Source organism: Methylobacterium organophilum (assembly GCF_022179465.1).
In the GTDB taxonomy this organism is placed as follows: domain Bacteria; phylum Pseudomonadota; class Alphaproteobacteria; order Rhizobiales; family Beijerinckiaceae; genus Methylobacterium; species Methylobacterium organophilum.
In genome coordinates, this window is record NZ_BPQV01000015.1 from 93,976 (window position 1) to 113,663 (window position 19,688).

14 protein-coding genes are annotated in these 19,688 nt (G+C 70.3%); 9 read left to right on the forward strand and 5 right to left on the reverse strand.

The window, feature by feature from the left end; translation table 11 throughout:
• Positions 1 to 202: 202 nt before the first annotated feature.
• Positions 203 to 2,497, reverse strand: coding sequence for a Tex family protein (locus MFF21_RS21380; protein ID WP_238313835.1), 2,295 nt, complete (start codon positions 2,495 to 2,497; stop codon positions 203 to 205).
• A 194-nt stretch (positions 2,498 to 2,691) separates the two neighbouring features.
• Between MFF21_RS21380 and MFF21_RS21385 the strand changes: the two genes are divergently transcribed.
• From MFF21_RS21385 to MFF21_RS21395, 3 genes are all read left to right on the forward strand, one after another.
• Entirely contained in the window at positions 2,692 to 3,441 is a 750-nt protein-coding gene (locus MFF21_RS21385) for a GntR family transcriptional regulator (protein WP_238313837.1), read from the forward strand.
• Between the two features lie 45 nt (positions 3,442 to 3,486).
• Entirely contained in the window at positions 3,487 to 4,533 is a 1,047-nt protein-coding gene (locus MFF21_RS21390; protein WP_238313839.1) for a threonine aldolase family protein, read from the forward strand.
• Between the two features lie 73 nt (positions 4,534 to 4,606).
• A complete protein-coding gene (locus MFF21_RS21395; RefSeq protein ID WP_238313841.1) occupies positions 4,607 to 7,564 on the forward strand; it encodes an FAD-binding and (Fe-S)-binding domain-containing protein in 2,958 nt (985 codons plus the stop codon).
• Positions 7,565 to 7,608: 44 nt separating this feature from the next.
• Here MFF21_RS21395 and MFF21_RS21400 read toward each other — a convergent pair whose 3' ends face one another.
• Genes MFF21_RS21400 through MFF21_RS21415 form a run of 4 tightly spaced genes read right to left on the reverse strand, consistent with a single transcriptional unit; the run spans position 7,609 to position 12,925 of the window.
• Positions 7,609 to 10,704: an efflux RND transporter permease subunit gene (locus MFF21_RS21400; protein ID WP_238313842.1), complete on the reverse strand. Its 3,096-nt coding sequence runs from the start codon at positions 10,702 to 10,704 to the stop codon at positions 7,609 to 7,611.
• A gap of 60 nt (positions 10,705 to 10,764) precedes the next feature.
• Positions 10,765 to 11,985 carry an efflux RND transporter periplasmic adaptor subunit gene (locus MFF21_RS21405; protein WP_238313844.1) on the reverse strand — a complete coding sequence of 407 codons (1,221 nt, stop codon included), beginning with the start codon at positions 11,983 to 11,985 and terminating at the stop codon, positions 10,765 to 10,767.
• The gene (locus MFF21_RS21410; protein ID WP_238313846.1) at positions 11,982 to 12,611 is read right to left on the reverse strand and encodes a TetR/AcrR family transcriptional regulator; all 630 of its coding nucleotides are present in this window, start codon (positions 12,609 to 12,611) and stop codon (positions 11,982 to 11,984) included. The genes MFF21_RS21405 and MFF21_RS21410 overlap by 4 nt, the downstream gene beginning before the upstream one ends.
• Entirely contained in the window at positions 12,608 to 12,925 is a 318-nt protein-coding gene (locus MFF21_RS21415) for a hypothetical protein (RefSeq protein ID WP_238313855.1), read from the reverse strand. Before MFF21_RS21415 ends, MFF21_RS21410 begins: the two co-directional genes overlap by 4 nt.
• A 242-nt stretch (positions 12,926 to 13,167) precedes the next feature.
• Between MFF21_RS21415 and paoA the strand changes: the two genes are divergently transcribed.
• The 6 genes from paoA to MFF21_RS21445 all read left to right on the forward strand — a co-directional run bounded on the left by paoA (position 13,168) and on the right by MFF21_RS21445 (position 19,661).
• The gene (gene paoA / locus MFF21_RS21420) at positions 13,168 to 13,761 is read left to right on the forward strand and encodes an aldehyde dehydrogenase iron-sulfur subunit PaoA (protein ID WP_373325075.1); all 594 of its coding nucleotides are present in this window, start codon (positions 13,168 to 13,170) and stop codon (positions 13,759 to 13,761) included.
• Positions 13,758 to 14,708, forward strand: a complete 951-nt coding sequence (locus MFF21_RS21425; RefSeq protein WP_238313858.1) for an FAD binding domain-containing protein — start codon at positions 13,758 to 13,760, stop codon at positions 14,706 to 14,708. The genes paoA and MFF21_RS21425 overlap by 4 nt, the downstream gene beginning before the upstream one ends.
• Before the next feature lie 3 nt (positions 14,709 to 14,711).
• Positions 14,712 to 16,931, forward strand: coding sequence for an aldehyde oxidoreductase molybdenum-binding subunit PaoC (gene paoC, locus MFF21_RS21430; protein WP_238313860.1), 2,220 nt, complete (start codon positions 14,712 to 14,714; stop codon positions 16,929 to 16,931).
• A 228-nt stretch (positions 16,932 to 17,159) separates the two neighbouring features.
• The gene (locus MFF21_RS21435; protein WP_238313861.1) at positions 17,160 to 17,384 is read left to right on the forward strand and encodes a hypothetical protein; all 225 of its coding nucleotides are present in this window, start codon (positions 17,160 to 17,162) and stop codon (positions 17,382 to 17,384) included.
• A gap of 210 nt (positions 17,385 to 17,594) precedes the next feature.
• On the forward strand, positions 17,595 to 17,741 hold the full coding sequence (locus MFF21_RS21440; RefSeq protein WP_238313862.1) for a hypothetical protein: 147 nt from the start codon (positions 17,595 to 17,597) through the stop codon (positions 17,739 to 17,741).
• Between the two features lie 972 nt (positions 17,742 to 18,713).
• Positions 18,714 to 19,661 (forward strand): LysR family transcriptional regulator, encoded by a 948-nt coding sequence (locus MFF21_RS21445; protein WP_238313870.1) that lies wholly within the window; start codon positions 18,714 to 18,716, stop codon positions 19,659 to 19,661.
• Positions 19,662 to 19,688: the final 27 nt, after the last annotated feature.

Consider the following 19,688-nt stretch of genomic DNA (forward strand, 5'->3'; position numbering starts at 1 on the left):
CATGAAGTCCCGAAAAACACCCGAACAGTATCGGTGCCGCAGGAAAAATAGATATTTGTCAGGTGGTTGAGCGGTTTCTGCAAAAGCCTTGTAAGCGGTCGGTCGCGAGTTCGAGTCCCGCAACCGGCACCACTTTTTCCGATGGGCGTCGACGTTTCGCGGCCGGGTTTCGACCTTCGGCCGCGATTCCGTTCCGGGCGGGTCAGCGGCCAGGGCGGGGCGTGGCGCGGCGGAACGCGTCGGCGAGGGCGCCGCCTTGGCTCGGCTCCGGGGAGGGCTTCGGGGCCGCCGGCCGGGCGCCGGGGGCCGGTGCTGCGCGGTCGATCGGATCGTCGAGGCGCATGGACAGCGAGATCCGCTTGCGCGGCACGTCGACGGCGAGGACGAGGACGCGCACCACGTCGCCCGCCTTCACCACCCCCGCGGGCGAGGCGATCCGCCGGCGCGCCATCGCCGAGATATGGACCAGGCCGTCCTGGTGCACGCCGATATCGACGAAGGCGCCGAAGGCGGCCACGTTCGTCACCACGCCCTCGAGCTGCTGGCCGGGCTTCAGGTCGGTGATCGTCTCGACCCCCTCCTGGAAGGTCGCGGTCCTGAAGGCCGGGCGCGGGTCGCGGCCCGGCTTCTCCAGCTCGGCGATGATGTCGCGCACCGTGGGCACGCCGAAGCGCTCGTCGGCGAAGGCGGCGGGCGCGAGCGTCGCCAGCACGGCGCCGTTGCCGATCAGCACGCGGATGTCGCTCTTCGTCGCCTCCAGGATGCGGCGCACGACCGGATAGGCCTCCGGATGGACGCCGGAGCGGTCGAGGGGGTTCTCGCCGCCCTGGATGCGCAGGAAGCCGGCCGCCAGCTCGAAGGTCTTCGGTCCGAGCCCGGCCACCTTCTTGAGGGCGGCCCGGCTGCGGAACGGGCCGTTCGCGTCGCGATGGGACACGATGTTGGCGGCGACCATGGCGCTGAGTCCGGAGACCTGGGCCAGCAGCGCGGGCGAGGCCGTGTTCACGTCGACGCCGACGGCGTTCACCGCATCCTCGACGACGGCCGAGAGCGACTTCGACAGCTTGGTCTCGCCGACATCGTGCTGGTACTGGCCGACGCCGATCGACTTCGGGTCGATCTTCACGAGCTCGGCCAGCGGGTCCTGCAGGCGGCGGGCGATCGAGACCGCGCCGCGATGCGAGACGTCGAGGCCGGGCAGCTCGCGGCTGGCGATCTCGGAGGCCGAGTAGACCGAGGCGCCCGCTTCCGAGACCATGACCTTGGTCATCTTGAGATCCGGGTTGGCGGCCAGGATCTCGGCGGCGAGCCTGTCGGTCTCGCGGGAGGCGGTGCCGTTGCCGATCGCGATCAGCTCGACCCCGTGCTGGCGGCAGAGCCGGCCGAGGCTCTGCACGCTCTCCTGCCAGCGGCGCTGCGGCTCGTGCGGATAGGTGGTCTCGACGGCGACGACCTTGCCGGTGGCATCGACCACCGCGACCTTCACGCCGTTGCGGTAGCCGGGATCGAGCCCCAACGTGGTCCGCCCGCCGGCGGGGGCGGCGAGCAGCAGATCCTTGAGGTTGCCGGCGAAGACCTTCACGGCCTCGGTCTCGGCCTTCTCGAACAGGCGGGCGCGCAGGTCGGCCTTGATCCCGGTCCGGATCTTCGTGCGCCAGGCGGCGCGCACGGTGTCGAGGAGCCAGCGGTCGCCGGGGCGGCCCTGGGCCGCGATGCGGTAGCGGCGGCCGATGGTGAGCTCGAACGAGCCCGGCTGGCCCGCCGGCATGTCCTCGCCCTCGGCGGCGAGATCGAGGTCGAGGACCTCCTCCTTCTCGCCCCGGAACAGGGCGAGGATCCGGTGCGAGGGCATGCGCTCCAGGCGCTCGCTCCAGTCGAAGTAATCCGCGAACTTGGCGCCGGCCGCGTCCTTGCCCTTGCGGACCTTGGAGACCGCGCTGCCGCCGCGCCAGAAATCCTCGCGCAGGCGCCCGACGAGGTCGGCATCCTCCGAGAAGCGCTCGACGAGGATGTGCCGGGCGCCCTCCAGGGCCTCGTCCACCCCCGGCACGCCCTTGGCCGCCGAGACGTAGCCTCCCGCGGCCGTGCGGGGATCGAGCGCCGGGTTGGCGAGGAGCGCCTCCGCGAGGGGCCCGAGGCCGGCCTCGCGGGCGATCTGCGCCTTGGTGCGGCGCTTCGGCTTGTAAGGAAGGTAGATGTCCTCCAGCCGCGCCTTGGTGTCGGCCACGGCGATGGCGGCGGCGAGCTCCAGCGTGAGCTTGCCCTGGGCGCGGATGCTCTCGGTCACGGTCGCGCGCCGGTCCTGGAGCTCGCGCAGGTAGCCGAGGCGCTCCTCCAGGGTGCGCAGCTGCGCATCGTCGAGGGAGCCGGTCGCTTCCTTGCGGTAGCGGGCGATGAACGGGACGGTCGCGCCGCCGTCGAGCAGCTCGACGGCGGCCGCGACCTGCGCCTCGCGCACCCCGAGTTCCTGGGCGATCAGCCGGTTCACGGATGTCATGGTCTCTCCCGTAGGCCGAGGGGCGTGGCCCGCATGGCCCGGCTCGTAGCACAAGGCCGCCCCGTCGCGCGTGCCGGCAAAGGGATCGCGGCGTCGGTCCTGAGGCCGCAAAATGCATTCGTTTTTTTGAGAGTGAGCGGCATTTCGCACACAGTTTCGTCGACGCGCGCCCGTTCGGCTGGTACAGGCGGGCCATGATGCTCGAACCGCCCGTAGGCGCTGCTGCCGACGAGGGCTTGGCCCTGCCCTCCGCCCCGGCGGGCGAGTTCTGCGGAGTCCCCTCGCTGCACGATGCCCTGCTCGCCCGGCTGCGCGACTTCGTCGTCGAGGGAAATCTGGCGCCCGGTGCCCGGGTGCCGGAGCGCCTGCTGTGCGAGCGCTTCGGCGTCTCGCGCACGCCCCTGCGGGAGGCGCTGAAGGTGCTGGCCGCCGAGGGGCTGATCGAGCTCCTGCCGAACCGCGGCGCCCGGGTGCGCCAGCTCGGGCCGGAGGAGCTGGTCGCGCTCTTCGACATGATGGGCGGGCTCGAGGCGCTGGCGGGCCGCCTCGCCTGCGAAAAAATCGCCGAGCCGGCTTTCGCCGATATCGAGCGCCTGCATCACGAGATGTACGGCTTCTACCTGCGCCGGGACCTGCGCGGCTATTTCGCCTGCAACCAGGCGATCCACGACCGCATCGTCGAGGCCGCCGACAACGAGCCCCTGCGGGCGGCCTACGCCAATGTCGCCGGGCGCCTGCGCCGGGCCCGCTACGCGGCCAATCTCGACGCGAACCGGGACCGCTGGGGCGAGGCCATGCGCGAGCACGAGGCGATCCTCGACGCCCTGCGCCGGCGGGCGGGCGACGAGCTCGGCGACATCCTGTTCCGGCACCTGCGCAACAAGCGCCGCGCCGCGGCGCCGCGGGAGAACGCGCCGCCCCCGCCGGATCGCTCCGACGGTTGAGCGGGCTCCGCTTCCTCGATATTGCATGCAAATTGGCCCGCCGCCATGATCGATTTGTACAGCGATACGCAGACCCGGCCCACCGCGGGCATGCGCGCGGCGATGGCGCAGGCCGAGGTCGGGGACGAGCAATCGGATTCCGACCCGACCACCCTGGCCCTGTGCGCCCGCGTCGCTGCGCTGCTCGGCCAGGAGGCGGGCGTCTTCATGCCCTCCGGCACGATGTGCAACCTCGTCGCGATCCTGGTGCAGACGCGGCCCGGCGACGAGATCATCGTCGACGACCAGTCCCACATCTACAACACGGAGGCGGCGGGCGCCGCCGCGATCGGCGGCGTCTCGGTCGCGGCCCTGAAGACGCCGGCGGGGCTCTTCACCCCGGAGGCCTTCGCCGCCGCGATCCGGGCCCCCGGCCGGACGGCGCCCCGCTCCGCCCTGGTGTCGGTCGAGCAGACCACGAGCTTCTCCGGCGGGTCCGTCTGGCCGCTCGAGACCATGCGGCGCATCCGGGACATCGCCCATGACCGGGGATTGAAGGCCCATATCGACGGCGCCCGCCTGCTCAACGCCGTCGCCGCCACCGGCATCGCCGCCAGGGACTATGCCGAGGGCTTCGACAGCGCCTGGATCGATCTCAGCAAGGGGCTGGGCTGCCCGGTCGGCGCCGTGCTGTGCGGCAGCCGCGCCTTCGTGACGGAGGCCTGGCGCTGGAAGTACCGGCTCGGCGGGGCGATGCGGCAATCCGGGATCCTGGCGGCGGCGGGCCTCTACGCCCTCGACCATCACCTGGGCCAGCTCGCCCGCGACAACGCCCATGCGGCGCGCCTGCGCGACCGGATCGCGGACGTGCCGGGCCTCGCCCTCGAGGCCGGGGCGGCCCAGTCGAACATCCTCTGCTTCTCGGTGGAGCCCCTGGGGGTGACGGCGGCGGCCTTCGCCGAGGCTTGTCTCGCCGAGGCGGTCCGCCTGCGGGCCATCGGCGCGCATCAGATCCGCGCCACCACCAGCCTGCACGTGGACGCGGACGGCATCGACCGGGCCGCGGCGGTCATCCGCGCGCAGGCCGGACGCCTCCATGTCCCGCGGGGATAGCCCGCCCGACACCCCCCCGATCCCGATTGCGCCGGGCCGATGCCCGCCCGGCCGCCGCGCGAGGATGCCGATCATGACCGCCACGGCCGAGCCGTCCCTCTCGCCCCGCGCGGCGGCACGCCGGAACGCGGGGCTGCCGCGGCGCCTGGCCGAGGCGCTGCGGGGCGAGGCGCGCTTCGACGCCTTCACCCGGGGCCGCTACGCCACCGATGCCTCGATCTACCAGATCATGCCGGCGGGCGTCGTGCTCCCGAAGAGCGCCGACGACATCGCCGCGACCCTGCGAATCGCGGCCGAGCACGGCGTGCCGGTGATCCTGCGCGGCGGCGGCACCTCGCAGAACGGCCAGCCGATCGGCTCCGGCCTGGTGGTCGATTGCTCCCGCCACTTCAACGGGATCACCGCCTACGACCCGGACCAGGGCACCGTAACGGTAGAGCCCGGCCTGGTGCTGGAGCGGCTCAACGCCTGGGTGAAGGCCGATGGCTGGTTCTTCCCCGTCGAACCCTCCACCGCGAGCCGCTGCACCATCGGCGGCATGGCCGGCAACAATTCCTCCGGCGCCCGTTCCCTGCGCTTCGGCAAGATGAGCGACAACGTGCTCGCCCTGGAGGCGCTGCTGCCGGACGGGGAGGCCTTCGGTTTCGGCCTCACCGGCAACGCGGCCAGCGGCGTGACGGGCTCGGACCGGGCCGCCGATCTCGCCCGGCGCCTGCTGAGCCTGGCGGAGGCCCACCGCGACGAGATCGAGCGGGTCTATCCGAAGGTGCAGCGCCGGGTCGGGGGCTACAATCTCGACGCCCTGATCGCCCCGCGCCCGAACCTCGCGCATCTGCTGGTCGGCTCGGAGGGCACGCTCGCGGCCACCACCGCCGTGACCCTGAAGCTGTCGCGGCTGCCGGCCCACCGGGTCATGGGGGTCTGCCACTTCCCCTCCTTCCGCGCCGCCATGGAGACGACCCGGGCGCTGGTCGATCTCGGGCCCGTCGCCGTCGAACTCGTCGACAACAACGTCCTCGTGCTCGGCGCCGACATCCCGCTCTTCCGCGCGACGCTCTCGGACATCACCCGCGGGCGGCCGAACTGCCTGCTGCTGGTGGAATTCGCCGGCGACGACCGCGCCGCGCTGCTCCGCGACCTGAAGCGTCTCGACGCCTGCATGGCCGATCACGGCTTCGCCGAGGCGGTGGTGGCTGTGCCCGAGCCCACCCGGCAGAAATCCGTCTGGGAGGTGCGCGAGGCCTGCCTCAACATCATGATGTCGATGAAGGGCGACGCCAAGCCGGTCTCCTTCATCGAGGATTGCGCGGTGCCCCTGGAGCACCTCGCCGACTACACCGATGCGGTCACCGAGGTGTTCCACCGCCACGGCACCCGCGGCACCTGGTACGCCCACGCCTCGGTCGGCTGCCTGCACGTGCGCCCGATCCTCGACATGAAGCAGGGGGGCGACGTGGCGCGGATGCGGGCCATCGCCGAGGAGGCCTGCGCGCAGGTGCGCCGCTTCAAGGGCTCCTATTCCGGCGAGCACGGCGACGGCATCTCGCGCTCGGAATTCGTCGCCCCGATGTTCGGGGAGCGCCTGACCCGCGCCTTCGAGGCGCTGAAGGACGGGTTCGACCCGGAGAACCGGCTCAATCCCGGCAAGATCGTCCGGCCCCTGCGCATGGACGATCGCAGCCTGATGCGCTTCCGGCCCGGCTACGCCGTGACCGAGCCGCAGACGCCCGCCCTCGACTGGTCGGACTGGGGCGGCTTCGGCGGCGCGGTCGAGATGTGCAACAACAACGGCACCTGCCGGAAGCGCGCCGGCGGCGCGATGTGCCCGTCCTACCGCGTCACGAAGGAGGAGCAGCACCTCACCCGGGGCCGGGCCAACACCCTGCGCCTCGCCATGTCCGGGCAGCTCGGGCCGGACGCCTTCACCGGCCCGGAGATGAAGCGCACCCTCGATCTCTGCGTCTCCTGCAAGGCCTGCCGGCGCGAATGCCCCACCGGGGTCGACATGGCCAAGATGAAGGTCGAGTTCCTGCATCACTACCATGCCCGGCACGGCCTGCCGCTGAAGGAGCGGCTGGTGGCGGCCCTGCCGCTCTATGCCGGCGCGGCGGCGCGGCTGGCGCCGCTCCTCAACCTGCGCGACCGGGTCCCGGCCCTGGCCCGGCTCTCGGAGCGGGTGGCCGGCCTCTCCGCCCGGCGCTCCCTGCCGCGCTGGGGGCGGCCCTGGCGGGAGACCGGCGCGTTCGCGCGGCCGCGGGACGTCCTCGGAGACGGCTTCGACGTCGTGCTGTTCGGCGACACCTTCAACCGCGCCTTCGAGCGCGAGAACCTCGAAGCGGCCGAGCGGGTGCTGCGCGCCACAGGCTACCGCCCGCACCGCCTCCGACCGCCGGGCGGGCGCCGACCGCTCTGCTGCGGCCGGACCTGGCTCGCCGCGGGGCAGACCGACCGCGCCCGGGCCGAGGCGCGGCGCACCCGCGACGCGCTCCTGCCCTACGCGCAGGCCGGGGCGCGCATCGTGGGGCTGGAGCCCTCCTGCCTCCTCACCTTCCGGGACGAATTCGCCGCCCTGCTGCCGGGGCCGGAGACGGAGGCGCTCGGCCGGGCGAGCTTCCTGTTCGAGGAAGTGCTGGCCGCCGACCTGAAGGCCGGCCGGATCGTACTGCCGCTGGCCGACCAGGGCGGCCGGGTCGCGCATCTGCACGGCCATTGCCACCAGAAGGCCTTCGGGGCGATGGGCGCGGTGGAGAGCGTGCTGCAGGCGGTGCCCGGCCTCGACCTGCGCGTCATCGAATCGAGCTGCTGCGGCATGGCCGGCGCCTTCGGCTACGGCGCCGACATGATCGACGTCTCCCTCGCCATGGCCGAACTGTCCCTGTTCCCGGCCCTGCGGGCCGCCGGCCCGGACGATCTCGTGGTCGCCGACGGCACCAGCTGCCGCCACCAGATCGGCGACGGCCTGGGGCGCGAGGCCCTGCATGTCGCGCGGGTGCTCGACGCGGCGCTCCTCGTCCGAGCGCCGGGCGCCTGAGGCGTCCCGCCCTCGCGTGTCCCCGGCCGCGGGGAGGGCGGGCCTCAGGCCGGGCCGGCTGCGGCCTGGGTTCTGTCGCCCGGCTCGTCCCGTGGTCCGACGAAGCGGCCGAGGAGGCGCCCGAGGAGGCGGGACAGGCTGTCCATCAGCAGGAACACCGCCGGCACGAAGACGAGAGAGAGCAGCGTCGAGACGATGAGGCCGGCGATCACCGCGACCGCCATGGGGGCGCGGAACTCGCCGCCGATGCCGAGGGCCATCGCCGAGGGCACCATGCCGGCGGCCATGGCGATGGTGGTCATGACAATCGGCCGCGCGCGCTTGCGGCCGGCATCGACGATGGCCGTCACCCGATCGACGCCCGACCGCATCTCCTCGACGGCGAAGTCCACGAGCATGATCGCGTTCTTCGTCACCAGCCCCATCAGCATCAGGATGCCGATCACCACCGGCATCGAGATCGGCATGTGGCAGATCAGGAGGCCGAGGATGGCGCCGCCGATGGAGAGCGGCAGCGAGAACAGGATGGTCAGCGGCTGCAGGAACGAGCCGAACAGCAGCACCAGCACGGCGTAGACCATCATGATGCCGGCGCCCATCGCCATGAGGAAGCCGGAGAACACCTCCTGCATGATCTCGGCGTCGCCCGTCTGGCGGATGGTGACGCCCGGCGGCAGGTTCTTCGCCGTCGGCGTAGCGAGCGCCTGCTCGATCAGCGAGCCCAGCGCGTCGGAGCCTTCCATATTGGCCTCCACCGCCACGCGGACGGCGCGGTCGTAGTGCTCGATGGCGCCGGGGCCCTGGTCGAGTTCGATATCGGCCACCGCCGCGAGCGGCACGGCGGTGCCGTTCTTGGCCGGAACCTTCAGGTTCTCGAGCCGTGAGACCGCGCCGCGGGAACTCTCGGGCAACTGCACCCGGATCGGCACCTGCCGGTCCTTGGCGTTGAACTTGGCGAGATTGATGCCGATGTCGCCGATGGTGCCGACCCGGACGGTTTCGGCGATCACGTCGGTGGAGACGCCGAGATCGGCCGCCGCGCCCTCCTTCGGGCGGATGCGCAGCTCGGTGCGGTTCAGAGGCGCCGTGGACATCACCGAGACGAGGTGCGGAATCGCGGCCATGTCGCGCTGAAGCCGGGCGGCGATCTCGGTCACCACATCGACGTCGGGACCGCTGACGACGAGGGCGAGGTCGCGCTGGCCGCTGTCGCGCAGGGTCCAGGAGCGGATGTCCGGCTCCTCCGCCAGCAGGCCGGCGATCTCGGACTCGAGGGTCCATTGCCGCTTCGCCCGCTCGCTCTTCGGGCGGAGATTGACGATCAGGGTGGCGAGCCGCGTCTCCTTCTTGCCACCGGCCTGCCGGCCGCCATCGACGAAGACCGAGGTGACCTCGGGTAGGGCGCGGATCCGCGCGACCACCCGGTCGGCGACGGCGATGGTGTCGGGAAGCCGCGCGCCCGGCGCCAGCTCGATCATGAACAGGGTGCGGGCATTGTCCTGCTTCGGGATGAAGCCCGAGGGCAGAAGCTTGGTGGACATGATCGAGCCCGCGAACAGCGCCAGCCCGACCATCAGGGTGATCCACTTGTGGCGCACCGACCAGCCCACCAGCCGGGTATAGGCCCGCATCACCGGCCCTTCCTTCTCCTCGGCGTGGCCGTGATCGCGCAGGAAATAGGCGGCGAGCAGCGGGGTGATCAGCCGCGCCACCAGCAGCGACATGAACACCGACACCGCGATGGTCAGCCCGAACTGCATGAAGTAGCGCCCGGCGATGCCCCCCATGAAGGAAACCGGCGCGAAGACCGCGATCAGGGTCGCGGTGATGGCGATGACGGCGAGCCCGATCTCGTCGGCGCCCTCGATCGCGGCGCGATAGGGGGATTTGCCGAGCCGCATGTGGCGCACGACGTTCTCGATCTCGACGATGGCGTCGTCGACGAGGATGCCGGTCACCAGGGTGATCGCCAGCAGGCTGATGCCGTTGAGGGTGAAGCCCAGCGCGTCCATCGCCCAGAAGGTCGGGAACACCGAGAGCGGCAGCGCCACCGCCGCGATCAGGGTCGCGCGCCAGTCCCGTAGGAACAGGAAGACCACGATGACGGCGAGCGCCGCCCCCTCCATCAGGGTGTGCATGGCCGAGGCGTAGCTGCCGCGCGTCGCCAGAACCGAGGAATCGATCTCCTCGAAGCGGATATCGGGATAGCTCTCGCTGAACTCGGCGATCTTCTTCTCGACGCCGGCCGCGACCTCGGCATCGCTCGCGCCCGAGCCGCGGGAGACCGCGAAGGCTACCACCGGCGCGCCGTTGAAGCGGGCGAAGGTGCGCGGCTCCTCGATGGAATCCTCCACCGTGGCGAGGTCGTCCAGGCGCACCTTGCGGCCGCCGGGCAGGACGATGGAGGTCGCCTTCAGGTCGCGGAGGGTGCGCGAGGCGGCCAGCGTCCGGATCGACTGCTCACGCCCGCCGACTTCGCCGCGCCCGCCCGCCAGATCGGCGGAGGTGGCGCGCACCTGCTTGTTCACCTCGGCCGCCGTGATGCCGAGGGCGAGCAGGCGGTCCGGCAGCGGCGTAATGCGGATCTCGCGGGCGACACCGCCGACGCGCTCGACGCCGCCGACCCCCTTCACGCCCTGAAGCGTACGGGCGACCTTGTCCTCGACGAACCAGGACAGGTCGGCCGGGGTCATTGCCGGAGAGGTGACGCCGTAGATCAGGATCGGCAGGCCGGTGATCTCGACCCGCTGGATGATCGGCTCGTCGATGGTGCGGGGCAGGTTGATGCGGATCTTCGAGATCGCGTCCTTCACGTCGTTGACCGCCCGGTCGGTGTTCACCTCCAGGCGGAACTCGACCGTCGTGACCGACGAGCCCTCGGTGATCGCCGAGGTGATGTGCTTGACGCCGCGCACGCCGGCGATCGAATCCTCGACCCATTTCGTGACCTGGGTCTGCAACTCGGACGGGGCGGCACCGCCCTGCGTGATCGTCACCGAGACGATCGGCACGTCGATGTTCGGCATGCGGGTGACCGCGAGCCCCCGGAAGCTGACGAGGCCGAGCACGACCAGCACGAGGAACAGGACGAGGGGCGCGATCGGATTCCGGATCGCCCAGGCGGAGATGTTCAGGCGCATCGGGGCAACCCGTCGATGAGGTCCGGCGAGCCCGCGCGGATCTCCGCGCGGGGGAGGGGGTCAGCGGGCGTCGGCCGTGGCCTGCGGCGAAGGCGCGGCGGCGACGGCCGCCGGGAGCGAGCCCTGCAGCGGCACGGGGCGGACCCGGTCGCCGTCCCGCAGGAAGCTGCCGGCGCGGGCCACGACCCGCTCGCCCTCGGTCAGGCCGGTGCGGATCTCGATATCGTCCTCGTCGGACAGGCCGGTGCGGACATCGCGGGCCTCCACCTTGTCGTCGGCGACGACGAGCACGGAGCTGCGCTTGCCGCCGCCATAGAGGACGGAGGCCTGGGGCACGGTGACCCCGTGGGTGCGGGCGAGCTCGACGGCGCCGCGGGCGAAGGTGCCGATGCGCAGGCGCGGATCGGGATCGAGGCGCACGCGGACCTTGCCGAGGCGGCTCGCCTTGTCGACCTCCGGATAGACCGCACGGACGCTGCCGGCGACGCGCTCGCCCGCGCCGATCTCGATGAAGGCCGGGTTGCCCTCGCGCAGGAGCGGCAACTTGGTCTCGATGATCTCGGCCTCCAGCTCGATCTCGCCGCGGGCGATCAGCCGGAACAGGGGCTCGGCGGCACTCGATGCGGTCATGCCGACGCGGGCGGTGCGGCGGCTGACGATGCCGGCCTCCGGCGCGCGGATCTCCGTGCGGGCGAGGCGCAGCTCCAGTTCGTCGCGCACCGCCCGGGCCTGGGCCAGATCGGCCTTGGCGATGGCGAGCCCGTTGCGGGCGAAGGCGAGCTTGCCCTCGGCCTGGCGGAGGGCGGCGGTGCGGCTCTCCATCGACGCGGCGGTCGTGTTGCCCGTCTGCATGAGCTGCCGGGCGCGCTCGTAGGCCAGGCGCGCCTCGGTCTCGGCGGCCTCCGCCTGCTCGATGCTGTTCTGGGCCTGGGGCACGGCGGCCGCCGCCTTCTCGATCAGCGCGTTCTGCTGGGCGAGTTGGCGGTCGATCAGGTCGCGGGAGAGCCGCGCGAGCACCTGCCCGCGCTCGACGCGCATGCCTTCCTCGGCGAGCAGGTCGACGATGCGGTAGCCGTCGATCTCGGGCGAGACCAGGATCTCGTCCCGCGGCACCAGCGTACCGGTCACGACCACGCTCTCCACGATCTCGCGCCGGATCGCCTCGACCACGCTGACCACGGGCGCCGGAGCGACCTTCGCGGGGGCCGTCTCGGCCCCGGCGGGTGCGAGGCCCAGGGCCAGGAGCAGGAGGGCGGGGGCAAGCGCCCGAACGGACGTCATCGGCCGGTCTCCGTAGCGGCGCGGGGGAGCGAGCCGGACAGGCCCGCATCGATCAGGGCGTGAAGCTGCGCCACCGCCGGGCCGGCATCGTAGTCGGGTGTCAGGGCCCGGCTGACGATGATGCCCTTCATCAGCGGCGCGACGGCGTCGAACAGGGCCGCCGGGTCGCAGGCCGGGGAGGTCTTGATCGACTCGAACATCTCGATGAGCCAGGTCCGTCCCTCCTCGTCGCCCCGCTCGACCAGAGCGCGGATGGCCGGGTTGCGGGTCGCCTCCGCCCAGAGGTCGAGGCGCAGCACCGCCGCTTCGCGGGTGAGGTCGTGGAAGAAGCGGGCGAGAACGGTCATCAGGACGGCGCGCTTGTCGCCGGCCCGCTCCATCGCCTCGACCAGGACTGCGCCGCGCTCCCGATCGCGCTCGGCGAGGCCGAGGACGATCGCCTCCTTGGATTCGAAGTAGCGATAGAAGTTGCCCGGGCTCATCGAAGCCTCCCGGGCGAGGTCGAGCATGGTGGTGCGGTGGAAGCCGTTGCGCACGAAGCAGGCTTCCGCCGCGTCGAGGATCTGCGCGCGCCGGGCGGACGAGCCGTTCCGGGTGTCGGCGATCGCCTGGGCCTGCAGGCTCACGAAGCGGCGTCCTTCGCCGCGGCCACGGGCTGCAGGCGGCTCTGGTCCTTGCCCGGATCCCGGCCGAACTCCGCGCCGAGAGGGACCGTGCCGCAGGCCTGCGGCCGGTCGACGAGATCGGCGCAGATTCGCGCCTGCCAGCCCTTGGGGCCTGTGCCGCTCCAGACGACGAGCGCCGCCCAGGCGACGGCCATCACCGCCAGCACCGCAAGATTGCCGCCGCGGCAGAGGTCGCGGAGCTGCCGCAGGGCGCCGCCCGGCCCATCGCCGGCCACGGGTGCAGGGGAGCGGAGGGTTGTGTGAGGGGCGCGCATCCAGGCCTCCCGGGACTGCGAGGCATCATAATGAACGTTCATTCTCGCCGCAAGAATGAATGTACATTCTCAGATTGCCGGATCCGAGGCGGGCATCGTCGCCGCACCTTGGAGCCGATCGAGGAGATGTGAGGTTTGCCCCGGGTGAGCCCTCGGGCCGGCTTGGCGCTGGCCGTCCCCCATCAGGTTCGGAGAGCGCGATGCCACGTCTGGGAGATCTCGACTTCAACCGGAGGGACCTGATGGTCGGCGCCTCCGCGGTGGCGACCCTGGCCGCGATGCCCGCGCGCGCGGGCGCCACGGCCGCTGACGCGGACGTGCCGGTCCTGGCGAAGGTCGCCTTCACGGTGAACGGACAGCGGCGGGAGTTGGAGCTCGACACCCGCACCAGCCTGCTCGATGCGGCGCGGGAGCACCTGCACCTGACCGGCTCCAAGAAGGGCTGCGACCACGGCCAGTGCGGCGCCTGCACCATGATCGTCGACGGGCGGCGCATCAATGCCTGCCTGACCCTCGCGGTCATGCATCAGGGCAGCACGATCACCACGATCGAGGGGCTCGGGCGCCCCGACGACCTGCATCCGATGCAGGCCGCCTTCATCAAGCATGACGGCTACCAGTGCGGGTACTGCACGCCCGGCCAGATCTGTTCCGGCGTGGCGGTGCTCGACGAGATCAAGGCCGGCATTCCGAGCCACGTCACCGCCGACCTGAACGCCGCCGCGGCGGTGACCGAGGACGAGATCCGCGAGCGCATGAGCGGCAATATCTGCCGCTGCGGCGCCTATTCCAACATCGTCTCGGCGATGACCGAGGTCGCCGGGAGGCGCGCATGAAATCCTTCACTTACGAGCGCCCCGACACCCCGGCGGCGGCCGCGGCTGCCGTGGCCCGCAGGCCGGAGGCCAAGTTCATCGCCGGCGGCACGAACCTGCTCGACCTGATGAAGCTGCAGATCGAGACACCGGCGCATCTCGTCGACGTGAACGGGCTCGGCCTGGACCGGATCGAGCCGACGTCCGAGGGGGGCCTGCGCATCGGCGCCCTGGTGCGCAACACCGATCTCGCCGCCGATCCGCGCGTGCGCCGGGACTACGCGGTGCTCTCCCGCGCCCTGCTCGCCGGCGCCTCCGGGCAGCTGCGCAACAAGGCGACGACCGCCGGAAATCTGCTCCAGCGCACCCGCTGCCCGTATTTCTACGACACCGCGCAGCCCTGCAACAAACGCCAGCCCGGCTCCGGCTGCGGGGCGCTCGACGGTGTCAGCCGGCAGCTCGCGGTCATCGGCGGCAGCGAGGCCTGCATCGCGACGAATCCGGGGGACATGGCGGTGGCCCTGCGCGTCCTCGACGCGACCGTCGAGACCGTCGAAGCCGCGGGGACCGAACGGACGATCGGCATCGCCGACTTCCACCGTCTGCCCGGCGACAGGCCGGAGGTCGACACCACCCTCAGGCCCGGCGAACTCGTCACCGCGGTGACCCTGCCGAAGCCAGTCGGCGGAACGCAAGTCTACCGCAAGGTCCGCGATCGGGCCTCCTACGCCTTCGCCCTCGTCTCGGTGGCGGCGATCGTCCAGCGGGACGGCACGGGCCGCGTGGCCTTCGGCGGATTGGCGCACAAGCCCTGGCGGGTCGAGGCCGCCGAGGCCGACCTGCCCCGCGGGGCGAAGGCGGTCGCCGAGGGCGTTCTGTCGGGCGCCAGGCCCACCCGCGACAATGCCTACAAGCTGAAGCTCGCCGAGCGGACCCTCGGTGCCGCGCTCAACCAGGCGAGGATCTGAGCCATGAAGTTCGACACCCCCGCCGGCCAGAACCCGATCGACCAGCTCAAGGTCGTCGGCAAGCCCACCGACCGGATCGACGGCCGGTTCAAGACCACCGGCACCGCGCCCTACGCCTATGAGCGCCACGACGTCGTGCCCGGGCAGGCCTATGGCTACGTGCTCGGCGCCGGCATCGCGAAGGGGCGGGTGCGCCGCATCGACGTCGCCGCGGCGGAGCGGGCGCCGGGTGTCCTCGCGGTCGTGACGACGCTGGACATGCCGAAGCTCGGCCTCGGCCGGATGAACACCGCCAGCCTGTTCGGCGGCGACGCGATCCAGCACTATCACCAGGCCATCGCGGTCGTGGTGGCCGAGAGTTTCGAGCAGGCCCGCGCCGCCGCCTTCCTGATCCGGGCCGACTACGCGCCGGAACCCGGCACGTTCGACCTGGCGCGGGAGGCCGCGGCCGCCAAGCCCGTGACGGCCGGGAGCGGCGAAGGCAGCGGCAGCGGCGGCGAGGACCGGACCGGCGATTTCGAGGGCGCCTTCGCCCGGGCCCCCGTTCAGCTCGACGAGACCTACACGACCCCCGACGAGAGCCACGCCATGATGGAGCCGCATGCGACCATCGCGGCCTGGGAGGGCGACAAGCTCACCCTCTGGACCTCGAACCAGATGATCGCCTGGGGCAAGGAGAGCGTCGCCAAGATCCTGGGGCTCCCGAAGGAGAACGTCCGGCTCGACTCGCCCTATATCGGCGGCGGCTTCGGCGGAAAGCTGTTCGTGCGCTCCGACGCGGTGCTCGCCGCGCTCGCGGCCAAGGCCGCGAAGCGCCCGGTCAAGGTGGCGCTGACCCGTCCCCTCATCGCCAACAACACCACGCATCGGCCCGCCACGATCCAGCGCGTCCGCATCGGCGCGACGGCGGAGGGGACAATCACGGCCATCGCGCACGAGAGCACCTCCGGGAACCTGCCGGACGGCCGGCCGGAGACCGCGGTCGACCAGACCAAGCTGCTCTATGCGGGGGCGAACCGCCTGACCGCCCTGCGGCTCGCCCATCTCGACCTGCCCGAAGGCAACGCCATGCGCGCGCCGGGGGAGGCGCCGGGCCTCATGGCGCTGGAGATCGCCATGGACGAGATGGCCGAGAAGCTCGGCCTCGACCCGGTCGCGTTCCGGCTGCGGAACGACACGCAGGTCGATCCGGGCAAGCCGGAGCGTCCCTTCTCCCACCGCGATCTCGCCGGCTGCCTCACGCTCGGGGCCGAGCGCTTCGGCTGGGCCCGGCGCAACCCGAAGCCCGGCCAGGTCCGGGACGGCCACTGGCGCGTCGGCATCGGCATGGCCGCCGGCTTCCGCAACAACCTGCTGACCAAGTCGGGCGCCCGCGTCCGGCTCGGCCGCGACGGCCGCGTGACGGTCGAGACCGACATGACCGATATCGGCACCGGCACCTACACCATCATCGGCCAGACCGCGGCGGAGATGATGGGCGTGCCGCTCGACCGCGTCGTGGTCCGCCTCGGCGATTCCGCGTTCCCGGCCTCGGCCGGCTCCGGGGGCCAGTGGGGCGCCAACAATTCCACCGCCGGCGTCTACGCGGCCTGCGTGAAGCTCCGGGAGGCGGTGGCCCAGCGGCTCGGCATCAACTCCACCGACGCCGTTTTCGCCGACGGCGCGGTTCGCGCCGGCAACCGCGCCACGCCCCTGGCCGAGGCGGCCTCCGCGGGCGAGCTCGTCGGGGAGGACGTCATCGAGTACGGCGACCTCTCCAAGAAGCAGCAGCAATCGACCTTCGCCGGCCATTTCGTCGAGGTCGCGGTCGATGCCGACACTGCCGAGATCCGGGTGCGGCGGATGCTGGCGGTCTGCTCGGCGGGGCGGATCCTCAACCCGAAATCGGCCCGCAGCCAGGTCATCGGCGGGATGACCATGGGCGTCGGCGGCGCCCTGATGGAGGAGCTCACCGTCGACAAGCGGCGCGGCTTCTTCGTCAATCACGACCTGGCCGGCTACGAGGTGCCGGTCCATGCCGACATCCCGCATCAGGAGGTGATCTTCCTCGACGAGGTCGACCCGCAATCCTCGCCGATGAAGGCCAAGGGGGTGGGCGAGCTCGGCATCTGCGGCGTCGGCGCGGCGGTCGCGAACGCTGTCTACAACGCCACCGGCGTGCGGGTGCGGGATTACCCGATCACCCTCGACAAGCTCCTCGACCACATGCCCGACGCGGCCTGACCGGGCGGGCGGACGCGCGCCGGAGCGCCGTCCGCCTCTGTCATCGGGAAGACGAACGCGACCGCGGTCATGAATTCAAAATCATGTGAAGCCTCGAAACCTCCGCATTCTACCCATTTCGAGCCGCTAGACAGACTTGACGGCAGGGCGTAATCGCCGGCCCGCAATCGATTGACACGCAATCAACAGCGAGTCGTCGCGTCCTGCGACATCCCTTGGCGGCCGCCCGTGTACAAAGACTCGAAGCTCGATACGGAAATCCTGTTCGCGACGGCCGACGCAACCTGGTGGTCCGAGGCGGCGCGGGTTCTCGATCTGAATCCGGACGATCCGGACCTGACCCGGGTTCCCGCCGCGCGCGGGGAGCCCGATACCGTGCTGCGCCTGGCCTTCGATGTCCGGGAGCGGGCCTACGGCATGTTGCTAGGCGCGATCCGGCGCAGCCTGCATTGATGAACTGAATGGATCCGGTTTCCCGGATCTTCCCTCTGCGTGATCCGATGATCTCGCGGAATTTTTCTACGCCGGCGCCGATAAATGTTCAGTTTATCGGATCTTAACCACAAGTAATGCTTCCCTCATGGTCCGCGTGACTGAGCGCGTTCCGCGCTTTTCCGGCGGGGGGAAGCTCCTGTATGAAGCTTGAGAAGGAGCTTTCCACAAATGAGCGCCAGGGAATATTCGACAGCCTACATGGCGCTCGTCGCTCCGCAGACACCGATTCCCGGCATCGTGATGACCTCCCTCTCGATCGCGCTGTGGCTGGTGGTGTCCTATGCCGAAGGCCGGCCCGTCTGGTTCCTGAACTAGCGCGCCTTCCCTGAGGCGGCCCCGGTTCCCGGAACGGCGACGGGTCGAAACAGGACCCCCGGAACGCCCGCCGGCACTCTCTACGAGTCGGTCTTGTGCATCATATAGGCGCCCAGCAGATATCCGCCCTGAAGGGATGTCAGGAGCGCGAAGGCGATGACTACATTGATGAGAGATGTCTTCCCTAGAATGATGCATGTCGCGGCATAAGTGATCGCTACAATTGCGCTGCAGAAGAGCAGGCTTGTCACACGCAGATAATAGCCAATAACAAGGCCAATAAAAAACAATAACAGTGATATCAGCATGTGAGCCTGCCTCGCTCGCTGCCCCACGTCATGATAATGTATCGGGACAGGATCTGTGCTCCGTCTTTGTGACGCTGCGTCGTCATGGTTGATCGATCGTGAATCGCGGCGTGCCGCTCTGAGGTTTGGTTAACCTTTTGATCCTTGCGTTCGAGGGTTGCGGGCGGTGATAGCCCGCAGCAGGTGATCGATGTCCGATGTCGGTCGTCGATGAACAGGGCGCAAGGCGACGTTACCTATCGTGCGGCAGGTTTCGCTCAAGGTCGCGAAGAAAATCGAGCGTAGCGTAGATCCGTTATATGATGACATCAATTTATATAAAAATAGCGCAAGATTCGGCGCTTTCCCCGGTGGCGCGATAGGTCCGCAAAGGTGCTTTTCATCCAGAGCACATATTGAAAGATATTTTCCATACTATGCGATCAGGGTTGATTTAGGATAAGCCCCGTTCGAGCAAGCCTGTGTTACGCCAGTTCGTCCGCTTCATCGGCGCGGAGTTTCTTCGGAGGCTAAATCGCTTCTTGAGACGGCTTCGTCCGAGAGGAGCGAGCGTCCGCTCGGTCCGTTTTCGTGACGGCTCTGCGAGGCAATCGAAGTCTTCAACCCACCTCCCGGTGGAAGGGGTGAATGGCGCGCAATGTCACATCCTCAGGTGTTGAGAGACATGGCGCTGTTCGTTGAGGTCGCCAAAAGAAAAAGCTTCAGCCAGGCCGCCCTTGCCCTGGAGATGCCGGTCTCGTCCCTTTCGCGGCGGATCACCGTCTTCGAATCCACGATCGGCGTCCGCCTGCTCGATCGCACCACCCGCAAGATCAGCCTGACCTCCTACGGGGAAGCCTATTTCAAGCAGGCCCTTCGCCTGGTCGAGGAGGCGCAGCGCGCCTACGACGACATCACGGCGGAGGCGAAGGGCCCCAGCGGGCTCCTCAAGATCGCCGCGCCGCCGGACACCTGGATGCTGCAGCATCTCTCGACCCTCCTGACGGAGTTCAAGGCCAACCACGCCTATGTCCAGCTCCAGATCGATCTCGGCTACGGTTCGGTCGATCTCGTGGGCGGCCGCTACGATCTCGCCCTCACCCTGGATCCGCCCCAGGAAGGCTCGGTCATCGCCCGCAAGATCATGGAGGTGGAGAACGGGATCTTCGCCGCCCCCGCCTATCTCGAGGATTGGGGCTGCCCGAATGTCCCGCAGGATCTCGTCGACCATCATGTGATCGTGCCCGGGCCGAGCGCGGAATGGGTGCTCAGCCGGGGCGGAGAGACCGCCACCGTCGCCGTCTCCGGACCGGTGTCGTCCAATTCCCCGACCCTGACCCGCCGCTTCGCGATCGAAGGCCAGGGGTTGTTCGCCGACAGCCTGTCCCATGTCCGGGCGGATGTGGAGAGCGGGGCGCTGGTTCAGGTCATGCCCACGTGGCGGCTCCAGCCCACCTCGATCCACATCGTGACGACCTCCCGGCTGCTGCCGGCCAAGGTCCGCAGCTTCATCGATTTCGCCGCCGAACGGTTTCCGGCGGTGACGAAGGCGTCGAACCGCGAGAACGCGCCCGCCGTCGTGTCCGCCGCGCACGAGATGCCGTATCTGCGCCGGGTGATCCTTCCCCATTAGGGCGCTCTCCGCCGAAGCGGACACCGG

Excerpts from the sequence above, each read along its gene's own strand:
- MFF21_RS21425 (WP_238313858.1), top strand. The coding sequence starts at position 13,758 with ATGAAATCCTTCACTTACGAGCGCCCCGACACCCCGGCGGCGGCCGCG.
- paoC (WP_238313860.1), top strand. The coding sequence starts at position 14,712 with ATGAAGTTCGACACCCCCGCCGGCCAGAACCCGATCGACCAGCTCAAG.
- MFF21_RS21445 (WP_238313870.1), top strand. The coding sequence starts at position 18,714 with ATGGCGCTGTTCGTTGAGGTCGCCAAAAGAAAAAGCTTCAGCCAGGCC.
- MFF21_RS21405 (WP_238313844.1), bottom strand. The coding sequence starts at position 11,985 with ATGACGTCCGTTCGGGCGCTTGCCCCCGCCCTCCTGCTCCTGGCCCTG.
- MFF21_RS21380 (WP_238313835.1), bottom strand. The coding sequence starts at position 2,497 with ATGACATCCGTGAACCGGCTGATCGCCCAGGAACTCGGGGTGCGCGAG.
- MFF21_RS21385 (WP_238313837.1), top strand. The coding sequence starts at position 2,692 with ATGATGCTCGAACCGCCCGTAGGCGCTGCTGCCGACGAGGGCTTGGCC.
- MFF21_RS21415 (WP_238313855.1), bottom strand. The coding sequence starts at position 12,925 with ATGCGCGCCCCTCACACAACCCTCCGCTCCCCTGCACCCGTGGCCGGC.
- MFF21_RS21440 (WP_238313862.1), top strand. The coding sequence starts at position 17,595 with ATGAGCGCCAGGGAATATTCGACAGCCTACATGGCGCTCGTCGCTCCG.
- MFF21_RS21390 (WP_238313839.1), top strand. The coding sequence starts at position 3,487 with ATGATCGATTTGTACAGCGATACGCAGACCCGGCCCACCGCGGGCATG.
- MFF21_RS21395 (WP_238313841.1), top strand. The coding sequence starts at position 4,607 with ATGACCGCCACGGCCGAGCCGTCCCTCTCGCCCCGCGCGGCGGCACGC.
- MFF21_RS21400 (WP_238313842.1), bottom strand. The coding sequence starts at position 10,704 with ATGCGCCTGAACATCTCCGCCTGGGCGATCCGGAATCCGATCGCGCCC.
- paoA (WP_373325075.1), top strand. The coding sequence starts at position 13,168 with ATGGTCGGCGCCTCCGCGGTGGCGACCCTGGCCGCGATGCCCGCGCGC.